The sequence below is a fragment of the Pseudomonas abieticivorans genome, from assembly GCF_023509015.1.
Classification (GTDB): domain Bacteria; phylum Pseudomonadota; class Gammaproteobacteria; order Pseudomonadales; family Pseudomonadaceae; genus Aquipseudomonas; species Aquipseudomonas abieticivorans.
The window spans coordinates 309,733-327,048 of sequence record NZ_CP094975.1 but is presented as its reverse complement, the minus strand read 5'-3'; the positions used below and the strand labels follow the sequence as shown (position 1 = coordinate 327,048).

The following is a 17,316-nucleotide window of genomic DNA, read 5'->3' as shown; positions in this document are numbered from 1 at the left end:
GGGTTCAAGGTCAAGATCCTGAGACAAAAAAACGGAATTGGGATCCTGTCTTAAATGAGATTAATTTTCAAGTGCTTATAATAATGAAACTCATTGTGTCCCCCGCGTATTGCCGGTCTTGACCTCAATGCACGCGCAAGCCATCGAACACCAGTTGCATGAACTGGCGCACCCTTTCGCCATGCCCCTTGAGGTCAATCTCGTCGTCGCTGACCAAGCGCAAGAATTGCAAGGTCAGGTATTCGTTGAGCACCGAGGCGGTGTACTCGGTATTGATGTCGGCGCGCACCTTGCCTTGTCGCTGCAAGTGGCCCAGCAGGGCGCTGACTTCCTGGTTCAGGGTTTCATTGATCAGCTTGAGTCGCTCGGGCAGCGGCCCACCGTAGCTCATGGGCAGTAATTCACGCCACACCGACACCGGCAACACCTTCAGCTCATAGGTCATGACCAGGCTTTCAAGGTGGCACAGGGCATCGACCGGGTCGTCAAAACTCGGGATCAATTGGGCCATGTCGCGCAGCGCCATCTCATCGGCTTCGCGCAGCAGGTCGATGAGGATCTCCTGCTTGCTGCCAAAATAATTGAACACGGTAGGTGCCGAGACACCGGCCTGTTCGGCGATTTGTTCCACCGTAGTGGCGCCATAGCCTTGGCTTCGAAACAACTCGACCGCCGCGCCACTGATCGCGTGGCGGCGAGCTTCCTTCTGACGTTCACGTAGTCCGCTCAACGTTGCCTCATTCCCTGCTCTGTCTGATTGGTGAGTGGAGTCTATAGGGTTTTTTTCATGAATACATTTTAGTTGACTAAAAAGTTTTATTGGACACAAAATAAATCCATCGCACCGCAGGGTGTGTTGTCCAACTGTCAGGAGTAACCGATGTCTTTGCACCTCAAACAGGCGATGGCCCTGGCCTATGCCGAACGCCAGGACCGTGCGCCGGCGCCGCGCTTGATGACCGGCTTGCCGCCTGCCGCCGAACTGCGGGTGAGCGCTGCGCAAACCTTGCTGGCACCGTATAACCGCTGGAGCTTCCAGCACCTTGGCCAGTTGTTTCCGACCTTGGTGGTGGCGGCCGGCAGTGGCCCGGCCAGTACGCTTGGGGCCGGCGAGTTGGATTTGGACAGCTTTACCTTTCCCAGCCTCTCAGGCTTGAGGATCAGCCTGGCCGAACACTTGGACGCCACCTCCACCGACGGCTTTCTGGTGCTGAAAAAAGGCCAGGTGCTGATGGAGCGTTATTTCAACCACCAGCAACCCGACACGCGCCACGTGATGTTCTCGGTGACCAAGTCGGTGACCGGTGCATTGGCCGAGCAATTGATCGAGCAGGGCGCGCTGGATCCGGATGCCCTTGCGGTGCAGTACGTCCCGGAGTTCAAGGGCACAGCGTTTGCCACCGCGACGGTGCGCCAAGTCATGGACATGGCTATCAGCATCGAATATGTCGAACACTACGAAGACCCGCATTCGCCCACCTCGCACCTGCACTACACCGTGGGCCTGACCGCAATACCGCCGGGCATCGAGAAATTCCCATCGCTGTACGACTGGCTGCTGCAGTTCAAGCCCCATGGCGAGCACGGAGGTTTCTTTCGCTACGTGACGGCCTGCACCGAAGCCATGGGCTGGATCATGGAGCGCGCCAGTGGTCGCCCGTGTGCCGAATTGTTCACGCAGATGTGGCGACAACTGGGCTGCGAGCGCGATGGCTTTCTGCTGGCTGACCCCTCGGGCCATGGAGTGGTGGGCTTCGGTTTCAACGCCACATTGCGGGACATGGGGCGGTTTGGCCTGATGCTGCTTAACCACGGCCAGTTCAACGGTCAGCAGGTGCTGCCGGCCTTGGCTGTGAACCGCATCCTGCAGGGCAACGACCCGGCCGCCTACGCCACCAACAAGGAATTCTCGGAGTGGAGCCCAGGCGCGTCCTACAAGAGCCAGTGGTATGTGTTCAATGACCAGGCGATCATGGCGGTCGGCATCCATGGGCAATGGGTGTTCGTTGACTACAACGCCCAGGTGGTGATCATCAAGCAGTCGTCTTCGCCAGAGGCCGAAACGGTCTTGGACATGGACACCGTGCGCCTGCTGCAAAGCCTGGCCGCAGCCTTGGCAGACGCCTAGGGCACTGCGCACTTTTCAATAATCAAGCACCACCGCGACGGTTGAGCAATCTACCGCGCTTGGGCACCCCTGTGCCCGAAAGACTGCCCTGTTCCAATAAAAACGACACCACAGGAGCTTGTTGATATGACCAGACGAACAACGTCTGCGCCTCGTTGCGCCTTGGCTTTATCAGTGTTGGCGACTTGCCGGTTGGCATGCGCCGGGTATGGGTTCGAAAACGGCGACCTGAAGGGGGAGTTCACCCTGACAGCGTCGGCCACCGCGATCGACAGCCACAACGCCAATTTTGGCCTGGGCAAGATCGATTTTCGCGACGGCCAGTTGGGCAAGCAAAACAACAGGTGGGAAGAGTATTACCTCAAGCCGGGCCTCACCGTGAGTTACGCCCTGAGCCCTGACTTCAGCCTGGTCGGCGGCGGTTCGCTGATCGCCGCGGGCACCGGCGGCGACGGTGATGCCGGCGGCTACACCCGAGGCGGCGCGCACGACACCTCGGTGGAAGAGGCCTACGCCGGCTTCAAGGCCGGCGATTGGAACCTGACCTTGGGCAACCAGAACTATGTGGTCGGTAACGGTTTTCTGGTGATGGACGGCAACCTCGACGAGTTCGGCGACGGCGCTTACTTCAGTGCCCCACGCATGGCCTTTCGCGATGCCGGGGTGTTGGGGTGGCAACACGGGCCGGTCTCGGCCCAAGGCTTCAGCCTGCGTACCGACGATCATCTGGGGGACGTGCGCCTGTCCGGCGCCAACGCCGACATCAAGCTGGACGGCGTGACCTTGGGCGCCATGGCATTCAAGGTGGACGCATTGGGCGATAAGCAGAACGCGCTCATCCCGCGCGACGGCATGCGGGTGTACAACCTGCGGGCGCTCAACGCCACGTTGCCAGGGGTGCCGGCACTTTTATTGAACGGCGAATACGCCGTGGAGCGCGGCAACGGCCAGGGCGTGAGCTACGACGCCAGCGCCTGGTACGCCTCGGCGGACTACACCTTCCAGACCCTGCCATGGCAACCGACGTTCGGCTACCGGTACGCGACGTTCTCCGGCGACAGCAACCCGGGCGACAACACGCGCAAGGATTGGGATGCGCTGAGCAAGGGCTACACCGACTGGGGCACCTGGGTGATCGGCGACGTGGTAGGCAACTACCTGCTATATAACAGCAACGAAGAAGTGCACACCTGGCGCGGCAAGTTGCGGTTCAACGAGCAGTGGTCCGCCGGCGCCCAATACCACCAGTTCAACCTCAACTCCCACTACTACTTTGGTACCCCTGTCGGCGACAAACGCTTTGCCGACGAAACCGGCGTGTACCTGGAGTGGATGCCCACCGAACACCTCTACACCTCGCTGGCCTACAACTGGGTCAACCCCCAGGCCGGCGCTAAAGAGGCCTTGGGCAACGAGCGGTTCGACACCCTGGAATGGTTCGTCGCTTACAAATTGTAAGCCGTGCTACTACCTCTTCGACCTTACGAGCTGACCCGATGAACATCATCCACCGTGTATTCGCTGTACTGCTTGCCCTCTCGTGCCTGTGCGGGGGCGGTGCGTTCGCCGCCGAGCGCGAAGTGAACATCTACAACTGGGTCGATTACCTTCCCGCCCAAGTGATCAAGGACTTTGAAAGCAAGACTGGGATCAAGGTCAATTACGACGTGTTCGACAGCCCTCACACCCTGGAAGCGAAAATACTGACAGGCACGTCCGGTTACGACGTGGTCTTTCCCAACAGCATCCAGATTGCCAAGTTCATCGACGCCCAGGCCATCCAGAAACTGGACCGCAGCCAGTTGCCCAACTGGCAGCACCTGGACCCCGGTATCATGAAAAACCTTGAGCGCGTAGACCCTGCCAACCAGTACGCGGTGCCCTACCTATGGGGCACTACCTTGATCGGCTACAACGCCGACAAGGTCAAGGCCGCCCTTGGCGAGGGCGCCAAGCTCGACAGCTGGGACCTATTGTTCAAGGAAGAAAACATCGCCAAGCTGCAAAGCTGCGGCGTGGCCTTTCTGGACGCGCCCGAGGAATTGTTGCCGATCGTGATGCACTACCTGGGCCTCGATCCCAGCAGCCAGAACAAGGCCGACTACCAAAAGGCCGAAGCCCTGCTGCTGAAGATTCGCCCCTACATTCGCTATTTCAACTCGGCCAAGCTTGCATCCGATCTGGCCAATGGTGACGTGTGCATCGCGGTGGGCTGGTCGGCGGCCGTGTTGCAGGCGCAAATGATGGCGGCATCCACCAGCAAGGGCAATGACATCCGCATGCTGTTGCCCCGCGAAGGCACGTTGATGTGGGCCGACACCATGGCCATCCCCAAGGGCGCCCAACACCCGCAGGAGGCCCTGGCGTTCATCAACTACCTGTTGGACCCGGCGGTGATCGCCCAGGTGTCGAACGTGATCGGCTACCCCAATCCGAACAAGGACGCACAAGCGGCCATCACCCCGGAGCTTTTGAAAAACACCGCGCTGTTCATCCCTGAAGAGCAACGCGCCAACCTGTTCAGCCTGGCGCCGGTGCCGATGGACATCGAACGGCTGATGACCCGCATTTGGACGAGGATCAAGTCTGGTATCTGATCCGCTACAGGGCGCGGGGAGACCCGCGCGCCTCGTGCCCGCTCACGGGCTGATGGCGGTTTCATGCAGGACCTGCCGTTGAACCCCTGCCGGGCCCACCTCAATGATCACCACCCTGCAACCGGTGTACCTCCTTGTAGCGCAACGCCCTACCGTTCAATTAAGGTCCACCGCTCGTCTATTCCCCGGCACTCCCCCAACACCGACCGTTCTCAATACCAGGCGTGGACCTCCCACGCCCTTGAACGGAGATTCATCATGAAGAATCCCAGCGCCCAACACGCCGGCGGCCAGGACGACGAACTGGGTTTCGACCCCGATTCGCCAGACGTCACCGACCCCATGACCGACCCACCGCACCCGCCGCCCATCGACAACCCGGCCAAAAAGCCTGAGCAAGAAGACCAATAGCCGCCCCCGAGACCCAGCCCCCGTGCTGGGTTTTTCATTAACCGGAATGCGATATCCTCCCGCCTCTACATCAAAGGCCCGCTACGGAGCAGCGCCCGCCCATGAGCATCAACCTGCAAATCCGCGATCTGGTTTACTTCATCAAAGTGGCCGAGCTTGGCCACCTGGGGCGAGCCTCCGAAGCGTTGCACATCTCCCAGTCCGCCCTGTCCAAATGCATCGACCGGCTGGAAAGCGCCTACGATGCCGAGCTGTTCGAGCGCATTGGCCGCGGCATCCGCCTCACCGATGCCGGCCAGTTGCTGCGCGACCGCTCGCTGCAGATCGAGCGCATGCTCGATGAAACTCACCGGCAAACCTCGTCCCTGGGCAAGGGCTTGGCCGGGACGATACGGGTGGGGGCGGCGGCCACCACGGCGGAGTACCTGATGCCCAAGGCGTGTCGCCTGTTGCAGGAGCAGGCGCCTGCCGTGGTGCTGGATTTGCAGATCGGCATGAACGATGTGCTGCATGATTCATTGCGCAAAGGGTTGCTCGATATCGTGGTGGGGCCTTTGGGCACGCGCGATGATGACCTGGTGGAACAAGCCATTGCCGACGATGAAGTGGTGGTGGCGGCCATCGCCAATCACCCGTTGGCGGGTCAGGCATTCTCCATCCAGGCATTGTGCGATTACCGCTGGATTCTGTCGTCGCCCTCGGTGGCCACGCGGCAGTGGCTGGAGGGTGTGTTCAAACGCCATGGCTTGCCACCGTTGCAGGTGGCGATCGTCACCAGTTCGATTGCGGCGGTGCCCAACCTGATCGCGGAAACGGGCTTGCTGAGCTTTGTGTCCCGCCAGTATTTACAGGCCGGGCACCATGCCCATGGGTTGGTGGAACTGCACAACCCGGCCACCACCTTGCGCCGTAGCCTGGGCGTGGTCAGGCGAACGGACGGCTACCTGTCACCTGCGACCCGACGCTTCATCGAAGTGCTGCAACAGGTGAATCATTCCTGAGGGGAAAGATTCGTTGAAAATACGCTAATAGATTCGAACATTTGTCCGCGTGATACTTCCGGCATGCCCCACTCAAAAGGGGCCTAAAAACAAAAAGCCGGAGTCGTACCTCATGCCTCATACCCTCTTGGTCACCGCGCCCACACTGGCCCGGGCCGGCCTCGATCTGCTCGCCGCCCAGGACTGCCGGGTGTTGTTCATTGCGGCCGGGCAGGGCGCTGCCGATATCGAACGGCTGATGGCCCGCGAGCCCATCGACGCAGTGATCTCCCGTACTCTGGACCTCAGTGCGGCGGCGATCGCCGCTTGCCCCACGCTGAAGGTGATTTCCAAACATGGCGTGGGCGTCAGTAATATCGCCGTGCCCGCGGCCACCGAGCGCGGCATTCCGGTGTACGTGACGCCGGGGGCCAACGCCCAATCGGTCACCGAGATGACCCTGGCGCTGATGTTCGCCGCAGCGCGCAAGGTCAATTGGATGGACAGCGAACTGCGCGCCGGGCGTTGGTCCCGCGCGCAGGATGGCTTGCAGTTGAGCGGCCGCACCCTGGGCCTGGTCGGTTACGGCCAAGTGGCACGGCGTGTCGCGCAGGCTTGCCAGGCCATCGGCATGCCAGTGGTGGTGTACGACCCGCTGTTGCCAGCCGGCGCCGATCTGCAGGGTGCCGAACGTGCCCAGACGCTGGCGCACCTGCTGCCGCGCAGCCAGGTGCTCAGCCTGCACGTGCCCCTGACCCCTGAAACCCGTGGCTTTATCGGTGCCGAGCAACTGGCGTTGTTGCCGCAGGATGCACTGCTGATCAACACCGCCCGTGGCGAAGTGATCGACGAACCGGCGCTGATTCAAGCGCTGCGTGATCGCCAGCTATTTGCCGCGGGCCTGGACACCATGGCCGTGGAGCCGCTGCCCGCCGATAGCCCGCTGCTCACCCTGCACAACGTGGTGTTGACCCCTCACGTCGGCGGTTCCACCCCGGCAGCATTGGCCGCCATGGCACTGGGCGCGGTGCAGAACGTGCTCGGCTATTTGAACGGTACCCCGGTGGCGCCCAGCGCCTGTGTAAACCCTTGTGTCTTCAACCGATAGAACAGGATTGCCTCATGACCACTCCCCAGCAATGGCCCGCCGGCTACCGCATCAACCCACGGGTCGACAGCCTGCCAGCCGACTTGGTCCAGGCCTTTCGCGACATCCCGGTAGCCGTGGCGGGTGACTGCATGGGCCGCAGCATCGGTGCCCGAGGCCTGCGCATTTACCACGGTGACTTGGCCCTCAAACTGTGCGGCCCGGCGTTTACCCTGCGCGTGCGCCCTGGCGACAATCTGATGGTGCACAAGGCGCTGATGATGGTGCAGCCCGGCGACGTGCTGGTGATCGACGGCGGCGGCGACGTCAGCCAGGCGGTGATCGGTGGCCTGGTGCGCACCACGGCGCTGCGAGTCAAGTTGGGCGGCATCGTCATCGACGGTGCGGTGCGCGATTTGGAAGAGCTGGCCGAAGGCATCATCCCGGTGTTCGCCGCCGGGCACACCCATCGCGGGCCGAGCAAGGACGGCCCGGGTGAGATCAACGTGCCAATCGCCTGCGCCGGCCTGTGCGTGCTGCCGGGCGACCTGGTGCTGGGCGATGCCGACGGGGTCATCGCCATCCCGGCGCAAGACGCTGGCGCCTTGCTGCCCAAGACCCTGGCGCACCTGCAGCGCGAGGCGGGCATCCGTGAAACCAACCAGGCCGGCACCGCCGACCCCGAGCGTTTTGATTCGCTGCTGCGCGCCAAGGGGCTGCCGGTCTGATTCGCAACACCTGAACAACTATAAGAAACAGGAACCCGCCATGCTCATGTTGCTCAGCTTCATCATGTTGGCCTGCTTTATCTATTTTCTGATGAGCAAGAAGCTCTCGGCGCTGACCGCACTGATCTTGATCCCCACCCTATTTGCCTTGATCGGCGGCTTCTACGCGGACCTGCCCAGGTACGTGATCGACGGGCTGAAGATGGTCGCACCCAACGGGGTGCTGATGATCTTCGCCATGCTGTACTTCCTGACCATGACCGAGGCCGGGATGTTCGACCCGCTGGTGTCACGCATCGTCGGCGCGGTGAAGGGCGACCCGGTGCGGATCTTCATCGGCACCGTGGCGTTGGCGTTCATCGTCGCGCTGGATGGCGATGGGGCGACCATCTACATGATCGTGCTGTCGGCCTTCTTGCCGATTTACAAACGCTTGGGCCTGTCGTTGCCGATGGTGTGCTGCCTGCTGCTGCAGGTGGCGGGCCTGGGCAACATGGTGCCGTGGGGCGGGCCGACGGCGCGAGCGGCCACCGCCATGCACGTGGACGTGGGCCAGATGTTCGTGCCCATGCTGCCGGCACTGCTCGGTTGCGTGGCCTGGACGTTTGTGCTCGCCTACCTGTTCGGCCGCCGCGAGCGGGCGCGCTTGGGTGGGGCGATCGATTTGAACGGTGACTTCGCCGAACGCAGCCAGCATCGCGGGCAGGGGGGGTGGCGTTTTTATTTCAACTGGTTGCTGACTGTCGCGCTGCTGGTGGGCCTGTGCCTGGAAGTGCTGCCGCTCAGCTACCTGTTCATGGTGGCGGCGTGCATCGCGCTGGTGGTGAACTTCCCCAGCCTCAAGGCGCAGCATGACCAACTGGCATTGCATGCGCCGCCGATACTGGCGGTGTCCAGCCTGATCTTCGCTGCGGGCGTTTTTACCGGCGTGCTTAACGGCGCGGGCATGGCCAACGCCGTGGCCAGTGGCCTGGTGCAGGTGGTGCCAGACAGCCTGGGCCCTTACATGGCGTTGATCACCGCTTTGCTGAGCATCCCGGTGACGTGGCTGGTCTCCAATGACGTGTTCTATTTCGGCATTTTGCCGATCCTTGCGCAAACCGCCCAGCACCATGGCATCAGCGCCATCGAAATGGCCCGCGCCTCCCTGGTGGGGCAGCCGGTGCACATCTTGAGCCCGTTGGTGGCCTCGACCTACCTGGTGGTCAGCATGCTCGACCTGGACTACGCCGAGAGCCAGCGCTTCACCCTCAAATGGTCGTTTATCAGCAGCTTGATCCTGTTGGCCATCGCGTTGCTGACGGGGATCGTACCGGTTTTCGCCCACTGACTTTTAAACTTGCGAGACCCTTGTATGCACGCTTTTTTCGAGGCCATCGCCTGGTCCACGTTACCGCAAATCGTATTGCTGGACCTGTTGCTGGGTGGCGACAACGCCATCGTCATCGCGTTGGCATCGCGCAACCTGCCGGCGCACCTGCGGCGCAAAGCGGTACTGCTGGGCGTGGCCGGCGCGGTCGTGCTGCGCATTCTGATGTTGGTGTGCGCGGTGAAGCTGCTCGGCCTACCGGGCCTGAAAATCGTCGGCGCGCTGCTGTTGCTGTGGATCGGCATCAAGCTGTTGGCGGCCAGTGATGACGACGCCGAAATCGATGGCGGCGCGACCTTTTTGTCTGCGGTGCGCACCCTCATCGTCGCTGATGCGGTGATGTCGCTGGACAATGTGGTGGCCGTGGCCAGCGCGGCAGGAGGTGACCTTTTCATCGTGTCGTTGGGCGTGCTGATCAGCATCGTGATCATTGTCTGGGGCAGCCGTTTGGTCCTGGCCGTGATGGAGCGTTTTCCCTGGGTCATCGTGCTGGGGGCCGGGCTGTTGGGCTGGGTGGCGGGCGGCATGGCCGTGACCGATCGCCTGGTGGCGGGGTGGTTGCCGGTGGCCGGGCAAGTACTGCATTACCTGGCGGCTGGCAGCGGGGCGCTGGCAGTGGTGGGCGTTGGTTGGCTGATCAGGCGCTCGAACCGGGTGCATTTTTCTCAATAACAATAACGAGCGGGGAACTTCAATGACGCAATTACCGTACAGCCGCAGGGCAGTGCTGGGTGGCCTGGCCACCACGGGTATGATGATGTTCGGTGTCGGCCGCGTGTTGGCCGCCGCTGAGCCAGCGTTACCGACCAAGCCCCTGTTTGCGGCCCCACCGGGCGCCTGCGATTGCCATCATCATATCTACGACAATCGCTTCCCCTTCGTGCCAGGCGCCAGGCTGACCCCGGCACATGCGACGGTGGCCGACTACCGTGTGTTGCAACGCCGTTTGGGCACCACCCGCAACGTGATCGTCACGCCGTCGGCCTATGGCACCGACAATGCTTGCCTGCTCGACGCCTTGGCGCAAATGGGGCACTCGGCCCGAGGTATCGCAGTCATTGACCCGAGCATCAGCGACGCTGCGTTGGCAGACATGCATGCGCGTGGGGTGCGGGGGATTCGCGTGCTGTTCGGCCGAACCAACCCGGTGCGCCCGCAAGACATCGAACTGCTTGCACAGCGCATCCACCCACTGGGCTGGCACATGCAGTTCTACATGCCTGCCGCGCAGTTGGTGGAGTTGTCCGATCGCTTGCTCACGCTGCCCACGCCCGTGGTGTTCGACCACATGGGCCATGTGCCGCAACCGGCGGGCGTGACTTCGGATGCGTACAAGGTGGTGCGCCGCGCGCTGGACAGCGGGCGGGGCTGGGTCAAACTGTCCGGTGCCTACATGGATACCCGGGTGGGGCCGCCCGGCTATGGCGATACCTCGCAGGTTGCTCGCAGTTACCTTGCCGCGGCACCGGAGCGCGTGGTCTGGGGCTCGAACTGGCCGCACCCGGCGGCGCAGGCGGGGGAGACGCCAGTGCCGGATGACCTGAGCCTGTTCAATTTGTTGGGGCAGTGGGCGCCGTCTGAACAACAGCGCAGTGCGATTTTGGTGGACAATCCCGCGGTGTTGTTTGGGTTCCAAACGCTATGAGGGCAAGCACTCTTCGTTGACGGTTGGCGTGGACACGTTCAGCGCACCAGCCAAGCCCGCAGCGCTGAAGCCGAGCTCGCGAAATGAGCTAGCCAAATGTGCCTAGCCCTTCGTCAGAACCCTTTATCAACGGGCCATGGCCGCGCTGCGTTCCGAGGCGTTGACAGCCGCCTGGCCAATACCCGCCGCATGCCGCGCCACCCGCCAGCCAAACACAATCGCCGGCCCCAGCGTGGTCCCCGGGCCTGGGTAGGTGCCGCGAAAGATCGAGGTCAGGTCATTGCCGCAGGCATACAGCCCTTCGATCACCTGGCCCTGGGTGTCCAGCACCTGGCCATCGGCGTTGCCGCTCAAGCCCGCACTGCAGGCCAGGTCAGCCGGTTGCACGGTGACCGCGTAATAGGGGCCCTGGCCCAGTGGCCGTACGCAAGGGTTGGGCGTTTGTTGCGGGTCGCCATTGTAGCGGTTCATGGGGCTGGCGCCACGGCCGAACGCGGGGTCTTCACCGCGGGCGGCCGCGGTGTTGTAGCTGTTCACGGTGGTTTCCAGGCCTTGGGCGTCTACCTTCAATTTGCCGGCAAGCTCGGCCAGGGTGCGGCCTTTGACCAGGTAGCCGGCCTTGACGAAGCGGGCGATGTTGGCTCCGCTGCGCAACGGCATCACCAGGCCCAGCCCGTAGCGCCGCAGGAACGCTTCGTCGCAAATCAGGTGGGCGGTGGCGCTGTTGTCGGCCAGCATGCCCATGACAAAGTCGTGGTAGGAATCGGACTCGTTGACGAAACGCAGGCCCCGGCCGTTGACCGCGATCAGCCCTGGCTTGGCGCGGTCCAGCAAGATGTGCGGCCACACGGCCTGGTAGCCGTTTTTGTCGGTGCGGATCGAGCAAGGCATCCACAGGCCGGGGCTGTCGTGGCCGTTGTCCAGTTGCGCGTTGGCTTTGAGCGCCTGGTCGATGCCATCGCCGGTATGGGTCAGGGGCGACAGTGAAAGCGGCTGGGCGGCGGCCGGGAACAGTTGCTTGCGCAGGGTAGGGTGGCGGGTTACGCCACCGGTGGCCAATACCACGCCACGGCGTGCGCGAATGCGCTGCGGTTGGCCGTTATGCAGCACCACGGCGCCCACTACCTGGCCGTTTTCCAGGATCAGCTCGTGCAAGGGTGTTTCAAAACGGATGGCCACGTTTTGTTGGCGCAGGCTGTAGAACAGCCGGGCGACCAAGGCGTTGCCCATCACCAGGTTCGTGCCCCGGGCATGGCTGAGGCGGTCGCGGCAATAGCGCCCGACCACGCTCAAGGTGCGGGTCAGGTTTTTCACTGAGGCGAACGGTGAGAGCAACGCATCGAGGTCTGCTCGGGGCACCATCATGCCGCCCAAGCCCATGAACTCCGGACGCGGTGGCCGCACCCGGGCAAAGTCCTTGCCGAGTAGCCGGCCATCGAAGGCGATCGGTGCCAGGGCCCTGCCACCGAACGCGGCGCCCGGGCCGCTGACGTAGTCGGGGTGGGCGACGGCGGCGATAAATTTCACTTCACTGATGCGCTCCAGCTCGTCGATCGCCTGTGGCCCGCAGGCCAGGAACGCCTCGCGCAGGGCCTGGCCACCGCGCTCGCCGACCACCGCCTTGAGAAAGGTGGCGGCATCCTCCACCTTGTCGGCGACCCCAGCGCGCTGGCTCTGGGTGGTGCCGGGTACCCAGGTGGTGCCGCCCGAGGTGGCACTGATGCCGCCCACTGCTGCGGTTTTCTCGCACAGCAACACGTCCAGCCCGTGGTGGCTGGCCATCAGCGCGGTGGTCATGCCAGCGGTGCCGGCGCCGAACACCAGCAGGTCGACTTCCTGATCCCAATGCGGCAGGTGGGGTTTCATGGCGTATATCTACCTCTTTTGGAATTTATGCTTTTATTGGAATCATATTCCAAAAATCCAAGAGGTTTGACAACTGCTTTTTGCCCAAACGGTGATTTATTTGGAATTGGGTTCCATAAAACGGAATTTTATCGAGCCGGCAGGTGCCATTGCTGGCGATAATGCTCGTACTGCGCTTCTGGCATTTGCACCAACAGCGGAGCCTGTTGCGGATCAAGCCAGGTCAGCAAACCGGAGAGGCTGGCGGGGTCCATGGCCGTGCAGCCCAGTGTCGGGGAGGTGGGATTGCGCCAGATGTGGAAAAAGATGCACGAACCTGCCGTCGCAGTCGCAGGGGTGTTGTGCTGAATGAAAATACCCTTGCGGTAGAGGTCATCGTTACGGCGCATCTGCTCGGCGCTGCTCCAATCCTTTTGCACCGTGGTGGTGTCGACCAGCGTGTTGTAGTGGGAGGAGGTGCTGTCATCCACGCATTCCACGGTTGGGCTTGCGGCAAGGTAAGGCATTTTTGTCTCGGCCCGGCTGTCATAACCAAACGCGGTGCCCAATTTGAACACCCCGGCCGGTGCCTTGCCATCGCCTTCCCGTTTGACCGGGTCGGCGCCGGGCTCAACGGGGACCAAGCCCTGGCCCCAGGCCATTCCGTTCTTGCCGATCACCACCGCGAAGGGCGCCTGGTACTTTTTGAAGCTGCCACCCTGGCGTTCATAGCGCTGGGCGGTGCCTTGGGTATCGGTCCAGTTTTTCGTGGTGACCACGATCAATTGGTCACTGGTATCCGGGACCTGCGCGAGCGCGGCCAATGGAAAAAACAGCATCAACAGCGGCCAGCCTTTCATGGCGCAACCTTCCTTGATCAGTGTCTGTGCGCAGAAACTAGCACCGCACTGGGTAGGGCTCAATGGCTAATAAATGTAGCGATGTTGCGAAGGAAAGGCTTCCCATCAGGGCGCCGTAATGGGGAAGTCCATGACCTTGGCTGGAGCGCCCACGCCCTTGAAAGTGAAGTGCCACCACTCGCCCGAATACCCGGCAAAACCCTCCTTGGCCATGGCGCTGGCCAACCGTTGGCGGTTCTGCCGGGCGGTGGCGCTGATCATGGGCGCCTGGGTATGGGCGCGTTCGTCGAAACAGTCAAATCCGGTGCCCATGTCCAGGGCACCGTCATGCCAACGTTGGCCGTAGGGCGCGGCACAATCGACTTGCGCGCTCGCTGGGGTCCAGGTTTGGGCCGGCAGCGCGTCGGGGCCCACCAGGGTCAGGTCCAACGTGGCACCCCTGGAGTGATTGGACACGCGGGCCACGTAGCCCAACCGCCAGAAGTCCTGCTTGTGCACCCTGGGGTAGAACTCGGCCTTGCGCGGGTCGCCTGGCTGCGAGGCGAAACGCCCCATGTCGGCGACCGCCCGGGCAGGGCGATAGCAATCGAAGACCTTCAAGCCCAGGCCTTGCGAACGCAACGCAGCCTGCACCCGGCCCAGCGCCTGGGCCGCGTCCAGCGACAGCACACACTGGGCAGCGGCGTAACCGTCGAGCGGGTGCCCGGTGAAGTTGTGGGCGCTGGCGTAGCGGATGTCTTGCTCGATGCTGGGGGCCACGGTGCTCAAGTACACCATGGTGTCGGGCTTGGGTTCGGCGTAGGTGGTGCTTGACGCGATCAGGCCCGCGAACAGCCAGGTCAGCGTCGCGAGGGGGTGTCGAGCGTGCATCCAGTGTCTCCAGAAGGGCCGGTAGAGTAAGTCCTGTGCAAAGGAGGGGTGTTTGGCATGGTGCTGCACGGCGGGCCTCGACCTACTGGATTCAACGCAAAATGAGAGCACGACAATGCCGTCTATTCCCGCCGCTGCCAAGCCCCGATTCGCCACCCTGCGCGCCTTGCTGTGTGGCACGGCCGGTCGCCGCGAGCTGCGTGACTGGGTGAACACCGACCCTGTAGGAGCGGATTCATCCGCGAAAAGGCCAGCGCATTGAATCAGGCATACCGCGACGCGGTCTTCGCGGATGAACCGGGGCGGGCCGCTCCAACAGAAGCGGCCCGCCCCGGGATGGCGTCCAACAATTCCTGCGTGTACCGGTGCCCAGGCGTATTCAACACCTGGCTCGCCGCCCCGCGCTCCACCACCTGCCCTTGGCGCAACACCAGCACTTGATGGGCCAGGCTTTCCACCACCGCCAGGTCGTGGGACACCAGCACGTAGGCCACCCCCAACTCGGCCTGCAAGGTGCGCAACAGGTCGAGGATCTGCGCCTGCACCGACACGTCCAGGGCCGACACCGGCTCATCCAGCAGCAGCAAATCCGGCTTCAACGCCAACGCGCGGGCGATGGCCACCCGTTGGCGCTGGCCGCCGGACAATTCCCGTGGCAGGCAGTCCAGGTAGCGGGCCGGCAACTGCACCTGATCCATCAACTGGCGGGCCGCCTGTTTCAGCGCCTGGCCCTTCGACAAGCCGAACGACACCAGCGGTTCAACCACACTGTCGAAAATAGTGAAGCGCGGGTTCAACGAGGCGAAGGGATTCTGCTGCACCAGTTGCACCCGCTGGCGCAGTGGGCGGAACTGTTGCCAGCTCAGGCCAGTGAGGTCTTGGCCGTCCAGGCGCACGCGACCCTGGCTGGGTTGCTCCAGGCCCAAGGCGATGCGCAGGCTGGTGCTTTTGCCCGAACCTGATTCGCCGACAATGGCCAGCGTCTGCCCCGCGAACACCTCGAAACTCAAATCCTGCAGGGCGTGAAAGTGCTCGGCCTGGCCTTTGCGGGCCGGCAACCGGTACTGCTTGGCCACATGTTCCAGGCTCAACAACGCTGTTGCGCCATTTGCCTTGAACGGCACCGGCCGCTGGCCATTGCCAAACGCCGGTGCTGCCGCGAGCAGTTCGCGGGTGTAGGCATGGCTGGGCGCCGACAGCACCTGGCGCGCCGGCCCTTGTTCCACCAGCTCACCGTTTCTCATCACCAGCACCCGGTCGGCACGGTCCAGTGCCACGCCCAGGTCGTGGGTGATGATCAGCAAGGAGATACCCCGGGCCTTCACCAACTGTTCCAGGTGATCGAGGATCTTGCGCTGCACGGTCACGTCCAGGGCGCTGGTGGGTTCGTCGGCAATGATCAGCTGCGGCTTGCCCGCCAGGGCGATGGCGATCAGCACCCGTTGGCGCATGCCGCCAGACAGCTCATGGGGGTATTGCCGGGCGCGCAGTTCGGGGTCGTCCAGGCCGACCTGTTCAAGCAGTTCGAGTACGTCGGCATCAAGCGAAGGGTAGCGCTTGCCGTGGGCCAGCATCAGGCTTTCGCCGATCTGCCGGCCGATGCTCAAGGTCGGGTTCAGGCTGACCATGGGGTCTTGCGGCACCAGGCCGATCACCCGCCCACGCAACGCGCGCTTGGCCCGCTCACGGGTGTGGCTGATGTCCACGCCTGCCACGCGCAGGCTGCCGCCGGTGATGCGTGCGCTGCTCGGCAACAGGCCCAGCAGCGCGCTGGCCATGGTGGTCTTGCCCGAGCCGGACTCACCGACAATCGCCAGGGTTTCACCCTCGGCGATGCTGAAGGACAGCGAGCGCACGGCGTTGGTCACCCGGCCAGCGTTGTGGTAACTGACGCTCAGGTCTTGCACTTGGATCAAGGCGCTCATCGCTGGGTTTCCTCAAAGGTACGGGCAATGTGGTTGAGGCTGAACACCACCAACACCACAAACAGCCCCGGCAACAACGAGACCCAGGGCGCGGTGATCAAAAAGTGCCGGCCGTTGGCAATCAGCGTGCCCCATTCGGCGGCGGGCGGTTCGGCGCCAAAGCCCAAAAAGCTCAAGCCGGCGGTGGCCAGGATCGCCGCGCCAAAATCCAGGGTGGCCAACACCGCGACCGGGCCCCAGGCATTGGGCAGCACGTGGCGCAGCAAGGTGCGCAGCCAACTGGCACCGCCCAGGCGCGCCGCTTCCACGTAGGGCAGGGTTTTGACCCGCAGCACCTCGGCGCGGGTGGTGCGGGCGAACCCCGGGATGATCCCCACGCCCACTGCCACGGCCACTGGCAAGGTGCCAAAACCGATGGCGGTGACGATCGCCAATGCCAGCAGCAGGCCGGGCAGGGCCAGCAACACGTCGACCAGGCGCATGATCACCGAGTCCACGCGCCCGCCGATAAAGCCTGCGACGATGCCCAGGCCCAGGCCTGCCACCAGCGCGATGCCGACGGCCAGCAGCGCGGCCAGAATCGACAGCCGCGCGCCGTAGATCATGCGCGTGTACAAGTCGCGGCCCAGCTCGTCGGTGCCGAACCAGTGGCTGGCATTCGGCGCCAGCAGCTTGGCCGCAGGCACCGTGGCGTACGGGTCAATGCTGCTCAACAGCCAGGGCAATACGGCAGCCAACAGCGTGAACAGCACCAGGGCTGCGGCCAGCACGAAACCGGGGCGGCGCAGCAAGGGTACGGCCAGGTCCAGGAAGCGCTGCCAGCGGCGGCGTGGTTGCCACCTCAATGGGTCATGAATATAGGTGGTCATGC

The 17,316-nt window shown here is 63.1% G+C and carries 16 protein-coding genes and 1 pseudogene; 10 read left to right on the top strand and 7 right to left on the bottom strand.

Going from position 1 to position 17,316, the window contains the following annotated elements; translation table 11 throughout:
- Window positions 1-124 precede the first annotated feature (124 nt).
- Window positions 125-730, bottom strand: a complete 606-nt coding sequence (locus tag L9B60_RS01420) for a TetR/AcrR family transcriptional regulator (RefSeq protein ID WP_249675422.1) — start codon at window positions 728-730, stop codon at window positions 125-127.
- Window positions 731-880: 150 nt separating this feature from the next.
- Between L9B60_RS01420 and L9B60_RS01415 the strand changes: the two genes are divergently transcribed.
- The 10 genes from L9B60_RS01415 (at window position 881) to L9B60_RS01370 (ending at window position 10,945) form a co-directional block, all read left to right on the top strand.
- Window positions 881-2,128, top strand: coding sequence for a serine hydrolase domain-containing protein (locus L9B60_RS01415; protein WP_249675418.1), 1,248 nt, complete (start codon window positions 881-883; stop codon window positions 2,126-2,128).
- 126 nt (window positions 2,129-2,254) lie between these two features.
- Window positions 2,255-3,586, top strand: a complete 1,332-nt coding sequence (locus L9B60_RS01410; protein ID WP_249675415.1) for an alginate export family protein — start codon at window positions 2,255-2,257, stop codon at window positions 3,584-3,586.
- A gap of 38 nt (window positions 3,587-3,624) precedes the next feature.
- Entirely contained in the window at window positions 3,625-4,725 is a 1,101-nt protein-coding gene (locus L9B60_RS01405) for a polyamine ABC transporter substrate-binding protein (RefSeq protein ID WP_249675413.1), read from the top strand.
- Window positions 4,726-4,983: 258 nt separating this feature from the next.
- Window positions 4,984-5,136: a DUF6021 family protein gene (locus L9B60_RS01400; protein WP_249675411.1), complete on the top strand. Its 153-nt coding sequence runs from the start codon at window positions 4,984-4,986 to the stop codon at window positions 5,134-5,136.
- Between the two features lie 101 nt (window positions 5,137-5,237).
- Window positions 5,238-6,137 carry a LysR family transcriptional regulator gene (locus L9B60_RS01395; RefSeq protein WP_249675409.1) on the top strand — a complete coding sequence of 300 codons (900 nt, stop codon included), beginning with the start codon at window positions 5,238-5,240 and terminating at the stop codon, window positions 6,135-6,137.
- Between the two features lie 112 nt (window positions 6,138-6,249).
- Complete coding sequence (locus L9B60_RS01390) at window positions 6,250-7,224, top strand: hydroxyacid dehydrogenase (RefSeq protein ID WP_249675407.1); 975 nt, start codon at window positions 6,250-6,252, stop codon at window positions 7,222-7,224.
- 14 nt (window positions 7,225-7,238) lie between these two features.
- The gene (locus tag L9B60_RS01385) at window positions 7,239-7,931 is read left to right on the top strand and encodes an RraA family protein (RefSeq protein WP_249675405.1); all 693 of its coding nucleotides are present in this window, start codon (window positions 7,239-7,241) and stop codon (window positions 7,929-7,931) included.
- Window positions 7,932-7,971: 40 nt separating this feature from the next.
- Entirely contained in the window at window positions 7,972-9,261 is a 1,290-nt protein-coding gene (locus tag L9B60_RS01380; RefSeq protein WP_249675402.1) for a CitMHS family transporter, read from the top strand.
- Window positions 9,262-9,285: 24 nt separating this feature from the next.
- On the top strand, window positions 9,286-9,972 hold the full coding sequence (locus L9B60_RS01375; protein WP_249675398.1) for a TerC family protein: 687 nt from the start codon (window positions 9,286-9,288) through the stop codon (window positions 9,970-9,972).
- Window positions 9,973-9,994: 22 nt separating this feature from the next.
- Window positions 9,995-10,945: an amidohydrolase family protein gene (locus L9B60_RS01370; RefSeq protein WP_249675395.1), complete on the top strand. Its 951-nt coding sequence runs from the start codon at window positions 9,995-9,997 to the stop codon at window positions 10,943-10,945.
- Window positions 10,946-11,071: 126 nt separating this feature from the next.
- Here the strand turns inward: L9B60_RS01370 and L9B60_RS01365 are convergent, their stop codons facing one another.
- From L9B60_RS01365 to L9B60_RS01345, 6 genes and pseudogenes are all read right to left on the bottom strand, one after another.
- Window positions 11,072-12,811, bottom strand: a complete 1,740-nt coding sequence (locus tag L9B60_RS01365) for an FAD-dependent oxidoreductase (RefSeq protein ID WP_249675393.1) — start codon at window positions 12,809-12,811, stop codon at window positions 11,072-11,074.
- A gap of 128 nt (window positions 12,812-12,939) precedes the next feature.
- A complete protein-coding gene (locus L9B60_RS01360; RefSeq protein ID WP_249675390.1) occupies window positions 12,940-13,650 on the bottom strand; it encodes a L,D-transpeptidase family protein in 711 nt (236 codons plus the stop codon).
- Window positions 13,651-13,755: 105 nt separating this feature from the next.
- Window positions 13,756-14,520: a M15 family metallopeptidase gene (locus L9B60_RS01355; protein WP_249675387.1), complete on the bottom strand. Its 765-nt coding sequence runs from the start codon at window positions 14,518-14,520 to the stop codon at window positions 13,756-13,758.
- Between the two features lie 263 nt (window positions 14,521-14,783).
- Window positions 14,784-15,596, bottom strand: a complete 813-nt coding sequence (locus L9B60_RS30590) for an ABC transporter ATP-binding protein (RefSeq protein ID WP_438866116.1) — start codon at window positions 15,594-15,596, stop codon at window positions 14,784-14,786.
- Window positions 15,597-15,650: 54 nt separating this feature from the next.
- Window positions 15,651-16,445 (bottom strand): annotated as a pseudogene (locus tag L9B60_RS30585) (ABC transporter ATP-binding protein); the annotation flags it as partial.
- Window positions 16,442-17,314: an ABC transporter permease gene (locus L9B60_RS01345; RefSeq protein WP_249675383.1), complete on the bottom strand. Its 873-nt coding sequence runs from the start codon at window positions 17,312-17,314 to the stop codon at window positions 16,442-16,444. The pseudogene L9B60_RS30585 and the gene L9B60_RS01345, both read right to left, overlap by 4 nt.
- Window positions 17,315-17,316 lie beyond the last annotated feature (2 nt).